The 11,558-nt window shown below is 40.0% G+C and carries 7 protein-coding genes; 6 read left to right on the top strand and 1 reads right to left on the bottom strand.

All coding sequences use genetic code 11. The annotated features are described in order from the left end of the window. Window positions 1–284: 284 nt before the first annotated feature. Window positions 285–1,403, bottom strand: a complete 1,119-nt coding sequence (locus ABD985_RS20490; RefSeq protein ID WP_345375085.1) for an ion channel — start codon at window positions 1,401–1,403, stop codon at window positions 285–287. 225 nt (window positions 1,404–1,628) lie between these two features. Here ABD985_RS20490 and ABD985_RS20485 point away from each other — a divergent pair, with 225 nt between their 5' ends. From ABD985_RS20485 to ABD985_RS20460, 6 genes are all read left to right on the top strand, one after another. Then, complete coding sequence (locus ABD985_RS20485) at window positions 1,629–2,270, top strand: SirB2 family protein (protein WP_345375083.1); 642 nt, start codon at window positions 1,629–1,631, stop codon at window positions 2,268–2,270. A gap of 319 nt (window positions 2,271–2,589) precedes the next feature. Further along, window positions 2,590–3,066, top strand: a complete 477-nt coding sequence (locus ABD985_RS20480; RefSeq protein WP_345375082.1) for a ribosome maturation factor RimP — start codon at window positions 2,590–2,592, stop codon at window positions 3,064–3,066. 144 nt (window positions 3,067–3,210) lie between these two features. Then, complete coding sequence (gene nusA / locus ABD985_RS20475) at window positions 3,211–4,518, top strand: transcription termination factor NusA (RefSeq protein WP_345375080.1); 1,308 nt, start codon at window positions 3,211–3,213, stop codon at window positions 4,516–4,518. A gap of 367 nt (window positions 4,519–4,885) precedes the next feature. Further along, window positions 4,886–8,110: a translation initiation factor IF-2 gene (gene infB / locus ABD985_RS20470; RefSeq protein WP_345375078.1), complete on the top strand. Its 3,225-nt coding sequence runs from the start codon at window positions 4,886–4,888 to the stop codon at window positions 8,108–8,110. A 280-nt stretch (window positions 8,111–8,390) separates the two neighbouring features. Next, window positions 8,391–10,664 (top strand): peptidylprolyl isomerase, encoded by a 2,274-nt coding sequence (locus ABD985_RS20465; protein WP_345375076.1) that lies wholly within the window; start codon window positions 8,391–8,393, stop codon window positions 10,662–10,664. 166 nt (window positions 10,665–10,830) lie between these two features. Beyond that, window positions 10,831–11,526, top strand: coding sequence for a response regulator transcription factor (locus ABD985_RS20460; protein WP_345375074.1), 696 nt, complete (start codon window positions 10,831–10,833; stop codon window positions 11,524–11,526). Window positions 11,527–11,558: the final 32 nt, after the last annotated feature.

The raw sequence follows: 11,558 nt of genomic DNA, 5'->3' as shown, positions 1-11,558 counted from the left end.
TTAGAGCACCTGCCTTACAAGCAGGGGGTCATTGGTTCGAATCCAATACGTCCCACAATCAAAAAAGAGGATTTAGTCTAAGACTAAATCCTCTTTTTTGTTTATCGTTTTATAGTGTTTAGGGGTAAGCCTGTCGTTTTTTGCAGAATAATAATATACAGGTTTATTGGTTATCGGTTATAAACAATAAGTAATAACCGATACTATACGACAACGTTAATCTTAACTACTATAGTTAAAATACCTTTATTAACTTCACTGCTCACTGCTCACTGCTCACTGCTTTACTCATCCAGATTATATTTATGCAATAATCGATTCCATGAGTCTACACTCGTAATCTCTATAAGTTTAGGGTCTATTTTACTGGCTAGCTTACTGCGTTTGGGAAGTAGCCAAGAGTAATAGTGCTTATTGAACGTTTGGGGGAGGAGCTCAAAGCGGTCTACCCATTCTTTTTCGCTGACCAGGTAACGTAAGGTCGGTCGGTCATGTGCAAAAACTTTGATTTTCCCTTGATGTAAGGCTTCCAATCCCTCGGAAGGGGTTTTGTAGGCCCTAGAAATATTGATATTATTTCTGAAAAGATAATCTTGACACTCTGAGCTAGCAACTACACCTACTTTTCCCAGTTTTTCAAGGTCTTTGAGAGAGGAGGCTTTATTGTCCAGCTGTTCAATGGTTAGTTTTGAGGTGATCGTTGCTGTAAAACTGGAAACCAAACTGATTGCAGCAAACATCCATATCATGGAAATGACTCTTCCCAATGTAGTTTTAGGGGTCTTGTCTCCATACCCTACAGTGGTAATGGTTACCGTAGACCACCACACACCATCCATAATACCATAGATGCCATCTCTGAAGTCCTCTTTATTGTACTTTTTTTCTACCCACCATACCACGGTACCAAAAAAGAATACGATACCAACGAGCATACTGATTAGTTTGATGAACTCCAGTGAAAAGAGGTTGGACAAGAAGATGCTGACCAGGTTGTCATTATGTTTTCTAAGAACAACTCCTATACTAGAAGTGAGAAAGGGTTGAGTCACTTCCAGGGAACGTAATCGAGTAGGGCTAACCAGCATTGGGTTGATAACGATATCTACATTTTCATAACTCAAGGCCATGACCAAACCGGAGGTATGCTCATATTCAATGATTTCATACATCAAGTTGAGTTCACTGGCTATTTCTTCCCAAAGGTCTACACTTAGCCCATAATATGAAGTGTCATTTTCAGAGGTGATTTCACGCATAACAAAAGGAGGGTCTACCTTCAGACCAATTCGGACCACCTCTTGTTGGTCTACGTTAGGATATCCGTAGACATTTTTGGAAATACCATAGTAGGGGAAAAGCAGTGTACAGAATAAAAGTGTAAGTAGTAAGTCTTTCTTCATAGATGTGGAAATAAGGTCTGATGCGTGAACTAATAATATAAGGATTTTTTGAGGGATTAGACTTTAATTAATATAATTTTTTCAGGATAGGCTTCTTCCTTTTTAATTATTAATGCTTTATTTGTGGGTATATTTTATATAATATTTAACTATTTTGATAGATACCTGTTTTATCTAATCATATAAAAACAATTCCTACTAACATCAAACTTAAAGAAAGGAGTCATGTACATTGGATTTAAACATTTACACGTTCTTGTTGTAACATTATTTTTGCTGATCTATTTGATCAAAACGGTGCTTTTGGTTTTATCTAAGGAGAAGGCATTGGAGACTTTTACCAAGAAAGTGAAAGTACCAGAGATGATTATTTCTTTCTTATTTCTGGTTACAGGTATTGGAATGGTGATTTTGGGTGCTCCAGGGAGTAAAGAGACGTTGTTTATAGCAAAAATGGTAGCCGTATTTGCTTCAATTCCATTAGCGGTAATAGGATTCAAGAAAAAGAATAAGGCTTTAGCTGTAGTGTCTGTTATTTTGATTTTGGGAGCTTATGGGATGGCAGAGATGCTGAACTCCCAAGTGAATGCTAAGAAAGCTACAGTAGAGATTGAGGACGAAGGTAGTTTGACAGATGTGATGCTTGGGAAAAGTGTTTATGTACAAACAAACTGTGTGGCTTGCCACGGAGAAAATGGTGATAAAGGAGCTGCTGGTGCAAAGAACCTTAAAGTGTCTGAGTTGTCTAACGAGGAAATCGAAAACATTATCCGTAAAGGAAAAGGCTTGATGTCAGGGTATGAAAGAACATTGACAGATAAGCAAATTGATGCCTTGAAGGTATATGTAAAGAGCCTTAGGGACTAATTGACGTAGAGCCGCCTTACCAAGGCGTCTAAACACTAGACTTTATGACTTGAATACTTAGCGTTGTGTCTTTGTGTATAATAAGGGATAAGCGATAAACAAAAAGTTACACGAGACTTCCGACGAAAGTGATAATTTTTATTTTTGTATTGATATAAAAGAATAAAAGTATTTACTTTGCCAAAGATTCAGGGAAAATATGTTTTAAAAGGGGGCGAGTAGCTCCCTTTTTTCGTACACAAAGCTATTGTTCCGTGTCGTCAACCCGGAAAAGGCATAAGTCCTGATCCTTTCATTTCTAACGTATTTATAAACACATATGATGATGGATTTAAGACAGGAGATTGAACGAATGGTTGAAGAATACCTGGAAGAGAGCGAGGTATTTATTGTTGATATAGAAATTAAAGGAACGCACAAGATGGCAGTGGTAGTGACCTTGGATGCTGCAGGAGGAGTGCCGATTGAATTGTGCGCCAAAGTGAGTAGGAAGTTGGGAAATGAGTTGGAAGAAAGGGAGTTGATTAGTGCGGCTTATAATCTGGAAGTATCTTCAGCAGGAGTAGGTACTCCTTTGAAGTTATACAAGCAATATGAGATTAACGTAGGACGTAAGTTGAAGGTGAGCCTGAAGGATGGAAAAACCTTTGAAGGGAAGTTGGAAGAAGTAAAGGAAGAGGCGTTCAAGATAACGGCAGAAATTAAAGAGAAAGGAAAGAAAAAGGTTAAATTGGAGGAGATGGAAATTCCTTTCGAAGAGCTTTCTTCTGCCGAAGTAATGGTTTCTTTTAAGTAGGAAATAAGTTTAAGATAATTATAAAAAATAAATCATAATGGTCGTAGATAGGAGTGAGGGCTTAAAGGTTTATGCGATGCAGTCCATCATGCATAATCTTTTACCTCTTATCTTTTACCTATTACCTTTTACCTCTTATTAATTATGAATAGTTCAGAGTTAATTGAATCGTTTAAGGAGTTTGCAAAACTCAAGAATATTGATCGTCCAACCATGATCCACATCTTGGAAGAGGTTTTCCGCGCGATGATCAAGAAGCAATACGGAGAGGATTCTAATTACGATGTGATTATCAACGTAGATGCAGGTGACCTTGAAATCTGGAGATACCGTACGATTGTAGCAGAGGATGAGGAGGAATTCGATGAGAATACACAAATCAGACTTCAGGATGCTAAGAAAATCGAAGAGGATTTCGAAGAAGGGGAAGAGGTAGCTGAGGCAGTGAAGTTGGATTTCTTTGGAAGAAGAATGGTACAGACGGCAAGACAGACCTTGATTCAGCGTGTAAAAGACCTGGAGAAAGATATTCTGTTTAATAAATATAAAGATCAGGTAGGAGAGTTGGTTACTGGTGAGGTATACCAGGCATTGGGTAGAGAATTGATTATCCGCGATGGTGAAGGAAATGAATTGTCATTGCCTAAAAACCAGTTGATCTCTAAGGATAGATTTAGAAAGGGAGATACGATCAGAGCGGTGATTGCACGTGTGGAGATGACGAACAATAATCCTAAGATTATTTTGTCTCGTACTTCAGAAATGCTTTTGGAGCGCTTGTTTGAGTTGGAGGTTCCTGAAATCTTTGACCAGTTGATCACGATTAAAAAGATCGTTAGAGAGCCAGGAGAGCGTGCCAAGGTAGCGGTAGAGTCTTATGATGACCGTATTGATCCAGTAGGAGCTTGTGTAGGTATGAGAGGATCTAGAATTCACTCTATTGTTCGTGAGCTGCAGAACGAGAATATTGATGTGATCAATTATACGGAGAACTTGGAGCTGTATATCAGCCGTTCATTAAGTCCTGCAGTGATCAATCGTATTCAGGTGAATGAAGGCAAGAAACGTGTGTCGGTATTCCTGGATCAAGACCAAGTATCTTTGGCGATCGGTAAGAATGGACATAACATTAAACTGGCGAGTAAATTGATCGGTTATGAAATCGATGTATTTAGAGACCTGGGTGAGGATGCTGAGTATGAGTCATTTATTGACTTGGAGGAGTTCTCTAGTATCATTGACGAGTGGGTGATTGAAGAGTTCAAGAAAACAGGGTTTGATACAGTAGAAAGCGTGTTGTTGGCAAAGCGAGAGGATTTGGTGAGAAGAGTAGACCTTGAAGAGGAAACGATTGATGAGGTAGTTGCTATTCTAAAGAAATCTGAGGGAGAAGCAGCAGATGAAGAGGTAGACACAGATACAGCAGAAGAGGCTGGGGATTCTGAAGAGTAATAGATAATTATAGGAGGTTGGGTGAGTTATTTGCCCAACCTTACTTTTTGGTATAAAAGTTATTTTTTTATCTAAGAGATACAATAATTGCCCTTCCAACGATCATAGTTCTAAGATTAACTATCGAATAAAAGACATTAATATATTTATTTTTTGTACCTTTGTGGCAAAATTTTAAAGTATTTTAATATATCATGTAATATTTATGCTTCCTTGGCTTCTTAATTCGTAGCAAGTTAATATCTTTGTAACTCAAATTTGAAAAGTACTGTCTGTAGATAGAAGAACTACTTACAGTATAATTAAGAACCAATTGCTGGGAAGCAATAAACGCATTCATACTAGTAGAAGAGAAGAAAAGTAATATATGGCAGATCAAAAGACGGTCAGATTGAGCCAGGCGGCTAAAAAGCTTAATGTAGGTAAAGATACCATTATCGAGTATCTTGACGGCAAGGGACACGAAGTGAAGAACTCTCCCAATACGAGACTCTCTGCTGAACAGTACTCTTTGTTGGAGAAGGCGTATGCCTCTTCCAAAGCAGAAAAAGAAGAGGCTAAGTCAATTAGCATCGGAAGCAAAGTAAGTGATACTGTTATTGAAAAAGATTCTGGGAAAGCAGAAGAAGGAGTAGAACAGCCTGCAGAAAAAGCGGCGGCAGATTCAAAACAAACGCCTGTTGAAGCTGACAAGACGTCTGAGGATACTGCTGATAAAGAGCCTGAAGTATTTAGTGCCAAGAAAGAATATAAGGTGCTAGGTAAGATTGATTTAGATGCCCCTAAGAAAGGAAAGGCTAAATCAACGGAGACGGCTAAAGAAAAAGCAGCCACAGAGCCTGAAAAGGTGGAGGCTAAAAAGGAGGAGAAGAAACCTTCTCCAGTAGTGGAAGAGAAGAAGCCTGAGGTGGAAGTGAAAAAGGCCGCTGAGCCTAAGAAAGAACCTGAAGTGAAGGCAGAAGCCAAGCCTGAGGCGAAGAAAGAACTTCCAAAAGAAGCGCCAAAGAAACAGCCTGTCGAAAAAGAACAGAAGCCTGTGGCGAAGGAGCCTGTAAAGGAACAACCATCCGAAAAGAAACCAGAGGTGGTTTCTCCAAAAGGAAAGGACGATAAAAAAGAAGAGAGTAAAGTGAAAAATGTTGAGCAGCCTAAAGCTGCTGAGACTGAAAATATACCTGTGCCAGCGAATAAGAATAAACAAGAAAAACCTGTTGAAAAGAAACAGGAGAAGAAGGAAGAAACAAGTACTGAAAAAGTAACACCTTCTAACGTAGAGGAGACAAAACCAGAGAAAACCATCAAAGCCGAGGCTGAAAAGCTTCAGGGGTTAAAGGTTGTCGGTAAAATTCAACTTCCAGAACCAAGAGGTCGTAAGGGAGCTGCTAAACCAGTAGCGTCTTCTGACGACAAGAAAGAAAGACGTGGAGGAAACAAAAACCGCCATAAGAAAAAAGGAGGTAGACCGGATCAACCTGCAGGAAATGCTGCGAATAAAGGTGGTGCAGACAAAGGAGGAGCTTCTACGCAAAATAGAGACAACAATAGAGGAAGAGGCGGCGCTGCTACTGGCTCTAATACAACAGATAATAGAGGTGGAGGCAATAATAATGGCCCGAACAGAAAGAAGAAGGGAAGAAGAAAGGAGCAGCCTAGTCAGCAAGAAGTAGATAAGGGATTCAAGAGTACGATGTCCCAAATGTCCAACAAAGGGGGCGGTAAAGGAAGTCGTGCGAAATACTCTAAAGCTAAGAAAGCACAGCAGCAGGCAGAGCGTGAGCAACGTATGCAACACGAAGCTGCAGAAGCAAACGTGTTGAAAGTTACGGAGTTCGTATCAACAAATGAGTTGGCTACATTGATGAGCGTTGACGTGAATCAAATTATTGCTACTTGTTTACAGTTAGGAATTTTCATTTCCATCAACCAGCGTCTGGACTCTGATACCATTACAATGGTTGCGGAGGAATTCGGTTTTGAAGTACAGTTTACTTCAGCTGAAGAAGAAGCAGACGTAATGGTGGATGAGCAAGAAGATAAAGAAGAGGATTTGGTGCCAAGAGCGCCAATCGTTACGATCATGGGTCACGTTGACCACGGTAAAACATCCCTTTTGGACTATATCCGTAAAGCCAATGTGGCAGAAGGTGAGGCCGGAGGTATTACCCAGCACATCGGTGCTTATGACGTAACAACTTCTAAAGGAGAACGCATTGCATTCTTGGATACACCAGGTCACGAAGCCTTTACAGCCATGCGTGCACGTGGTGCGAAATTGACAGACGTTGCGATTATCGTGATTGCGGCAGATGACAGCGTTATGCCACAGACGATTGAGGCGATCAACCACGCACAAGTAGCGGAAGTGCCAATCGTTTTTGCAATTAACAAAATTGATAAGCCAGGGGCATCTCCTGATAAAATTCGCCAGGAATTATCTGGTATGAATATCTTGGTAGAAGAATGGGGCGGTAAGTTCCAGTGTTATGAGATTTCTGCTAAGAAAGGAATCGGTATCGAAGATCTACTTGACGGAGTATTGCTGGAAGCGGAAGTATTGGAGCTAAAAGCAAACCCAGACAAGAAAGCAATTGGTACTGTGGTAGAAGCATCTTTGGATAAAGGTCGTGGTTACGTAAGTACTGTAATGGTACAAGGTGGTACGATGGCAATCGGAGATGTAATGTTGGCAGGACCTTACTTTGGTAAGGTGAAAGCTATGACCGATCACCGTGGTAATCGTTTGAAGAAAGTTGGTCCAGCAACGCCAGTTCAGGTACTTGGTCTTAATGGAGCACCTCAGGCAGGTGACCGTATGACTGTGATGAATACAGAGCGTGAAGCTAGAGAACTTGCTTCTAAGAGAGAGCAAATCATTCGTGAGCAAAGTATCCGTGCGACACAACGTACGACACTGGATATGATCGGTAAGCGTATTGCTCAGGGTGGATTCCACCAGTTGAATGTGATCGTTAAAGGTGACGTGGACGGTTCCGTAGAGGCATTGTCAGATTCACTATTGAAACTTTCTACCGATGAGGTAGAAGTAAGAATTATCCATAAGGCAGTAGGAGCGATCTCTGAGTCTGACGTAATGTTGGCAGCTGCGGATAAGGATAGTGATATGACGACCATCATGATTGGCTTCCAGGTAAGACCAACAGCCAATGCACGTAAATTAGCAGAGAAAGAAGGTATTGAGATCCGTACATACTCTGTCATCTATGATGCGATCAATGATGTGAAGGATGCGATGGAAGGACTACTTGCTCCAGATATTGAGGAAGTGATTGTAGGTAACATTCAAGTACGTGATGTATTTAAGATCAGTAAGATCGGTACAGTAGCTGGATGTTTCGTACTAGATGGTTATATCAAACGTTCTTCTAAGATTCGTCTAATTCGCGATGGTATCGTAATCTACGGTGGCGAACAAGGTGGCGAGGTTGCTGCGTTGAAGCGTTTCAAAGATGATGTAACTGAAGTGAAACAAGGATACGAGTGTGGTTTGAGTATTGTAAACTACAACGATATCAAGGTGGACGATATCATCGAAGTCTTTGAGCACAAAGAAGTAAAACGTACGCTTTCATAGAGCGTCGTCCATAAATAAAATCATAAAAATGAGTTATCTCGAAATCATACTTCGTAGATAACTCATTTTTTTTGTAGGTAAAAGGTAAAAGGTAAAAGGTAAAAGGTAAAAGGTAAAAGGTGAATTGAACTTCATACTTTTTACCTTTTACTTGTTACCTTTTACTTTTTTCAAAATATTGATATTTTCACCTTAAATCTTTTTTTATTATCATCTGAATGGATTATTATCAGATAATTTTGAGAATTATTCTATCATGAATAGCGATAACGTTCGACATATGTTAAAATCGAAACTGATGACGTGGGGGACAGCGCTTGTGCTAACAGCAACGGCTTGTACTTCCACTAAAAATAATCACCTTACCAAAAAGAGTACAAATGATCCGGTATTAATGACCATTGATACCATGCAGGTTACTAAAGGTGAGTTTGAGTACTTATACAATAAAAACCATAGGGAAGAGGAGAACGCATTTACAGAAGAGAGTATAAGAGAATACTTGGATCTCTTTATCAACTTTAAGTTGAAAGTATATGCCGCTTATGAACAGGGCAGACATTTAGATTCTGCATTTATTCAGGAGTTCCAAAGTTATCAAACACAATTGCAGGAGCCCTACCTGACAGGCAAACGCTTTGCAGAGTTACAGTTGGAAAATACTTATGAGCGCATGAAGTATGAAGTGAATGCTTCTCATATACTTTTAGCTGTGAATGATTCTAACCCAGAAGATAAAGCCCTGCAGACAATTTCTGAGATACAAGAACGATTGGACGCTGGAGAAGAATTTGAAGCATTGGCTAAGCAATATTCTCAGGATCCTAGTGTCAAGAGAAATGGAGGAAATCTAGGGTACTTCACGGCCATGCAAATGGTATACCCTTTTGAAAAGGCGGCTTTTGAAACGAAAGTAGGACAAGTATCTTCTCCTGTAAAGACACGCTTTGGGTATCACCTGATCAAAGTGCACGATCGTCGACCTAACCAAGGAAGGGTTAAGGTAGCACATATCATGCTGAGAGGAAATAATGAGCAGACGAAAGCTCAAGCGGATGCACTTTATGAGCAGCTACAAAAAGGAGCTGAATGGGAAGCCTTGTGTAAGCAATATTCTCAGGATAGAGGCTCAGCGGATAAAGGAGGTGTATTGCCGTGGATTAGTTCCGGTAGAGTAGATCAGTCTTTCTCAGAGGCTGCCTTTGGATTAGAACAAGCAGGGGCGATCGCTAAACCCATACAAACGCCTTATGGGTGGCATATCATTCGTTTGATAGAGAAAGAGGGAGTGCCTCCATTGGAAGAAGTGAAAGATCAATTGCTTTCTCAAATTAGTAGAGAAGGTAGTAGAACGAAAGAGTCGATGTCTTTGCTGATCGACACATTAATGCAGGAAAATAATTACTTGCTAAGTGAAAAATACAAAGCAAAGGCACAGGATGCCATTGACACTACCATCCTTTCACAAACATGGGAAATTAACGAGAAGTGGGAGAAGACAGGTAAGAAGGCTATCTTTTCGATCAACGGAGAACCTACTGCAGTACAGGAGTATTGGGCGTATGTAACAAAAGCACAACAGGATGTGCCTGCTATGCCTATTGATCAATTGAAGGAAAAGCTGTTTGAGGATTTTCGTAACGAAACCATCCTGACTTATGAGCGAGTTCATCTTGCTCAAAAATATCCAGAGTATAAATGGTTGTTGAAAGAATATCACGATGGTATCCTGCTATTCAAAGTCATGGAAGATGAGGTATGGAATCAGGCTTCCAAAGATGAAACAGGTCTAGAACTATATTTTCAAAACTATCAGGATCAATTCTACTGGCCAGAACGTTTAAAAGTTACAGTGTATGACGCCGGAAGCCCTGAGATACTAGAAAAGGTAAAAGGTGCATTGACAGAAGGACGTTACGAAGTTTACCCTACTGATGTTGCTCGTTTACGTTACCGAAGAGGAGCAAGTAGTCTGAGTTCTTCTCAACGTAGAGACTTAAAGAAAGTAAGTGATATGTTGAAGAGTTATACCGCTTTGGAAATAGTTCTTCAAGGAGAGTATGTTCCTAGAGAGTCTGCTAGTATTGCCAATAAAAGAGTGAAAGCCATACAGCAGCAATTGAAACGTTATGGTGTCGATGAAAATAGAATTAAAGTTGTTACTCCAGTAAAAGTGGCAGCAGCTGGGCGTAGTGGAGGACAGGTTACTTGTCGCTATTATTCCTATGATTTAGAGCAATTGGAAAATAGCTTTAACAAGCAAAATGCATTGGCATTGAAAATTACTAAGGGTACTTATATGAAAGGAGAAAGTAGTGTGATTGATAAAGTGACCTGGCAGAAGGGAGCTTATACTGTACCTGTAGGAGATCGTTTCCATTATGTGGTTGTTGATAAAGTAGTGCCCCCACAACCAAAGACCTTAAAAGAGGCTAAAGGAGAGGTGATCGCACAATATCAGGAGTTTCTTGAGGAACAATGGATTAATTCCTTAAAATCTCGTGTAGAGGTCATGGTGAAAGAAGAGGTACTTCAAAGCGTCATCAAGGAGTAAGTCAAGGCGATCTTTATGGTCGCTTTACTTAAGGGTTGAGTTAATATGAACAGTTTGTTACATAGTTGTGATTACAATAAACTTAGAATAAATTGTACAAAAGTAGTTTTGAGGATCCGATTGAGCCCTTTAATTTTACATCATCTTATTAAATGATGATCAGCATATGAGCAACGAGAATTACAAAGTATTGGTAGTAGACGATGAACCGGATATCGTTGAAATTTTGACTTATAACCTTAAAAAAGAAGGTTATCAGGTAGATTCTGCAACAGATGGCCGAGCGGCTGTAGAGAAGGCCAAGGAGATGGAGCCAGATCTGATGTTGCTTGATATTATGATGCCCATCATGGATGGTGTTGAGGTGTGTCGACAGGTAAAGGAAGTATTGAAGTTGGAAGAGACTCATGTGATTTTCTTGACTGCCCGTGCTGAGGAGTATTCAGAGGTTGCTGCATTTGATGTAGGGGCAGATGACTACATTACAAAGCCCGTAAAACCAAGAGCGCTGATGAAGCGTATTGAGCGTATTTTCACACGTAAGAGCAATGGAGGAGCTGAAGACGATAACGTAGTGAAAATAGGTCCGTTTGTGATTGATAAGAGTAGTTATACTTTATATATCAGTGGAGAGCCAATGTCCTTGCCGAAAAAGGAGTTCGAGCTGATCTATTTCTTGGCGCAAAGCCCTAATAAAGTATTTAGCAGGGATGAGTTACTCCAAAATATTTGGGGAACAGATGTCTATGTACTGGCAAGAACAGTAGATGTACATATTCGTAGAGTAAGAGAAAAAATTGGTGATGCTTATATCAAGACCGTTAAAGGGGTAGGATATAAGTTTAATAATGACGGAGATTAAAGATAAAAGGTAAAAGGTAAGAGGTAAAAGAT

The organism is Algivirga pacifica (assembly GCF_039543525.1).
Classification (GTDB): Bacteria; Bacteroidota; Bacteroidia; order Cytophagales; family Flammeovirgaceae; genus Algivirga; species Algivirga pacifica.
The sequence above is the reverse complement of the archived record's forward strand: the minus strand, read 5'-3'. Positions and strand labels throughout refer to the sequence as shown.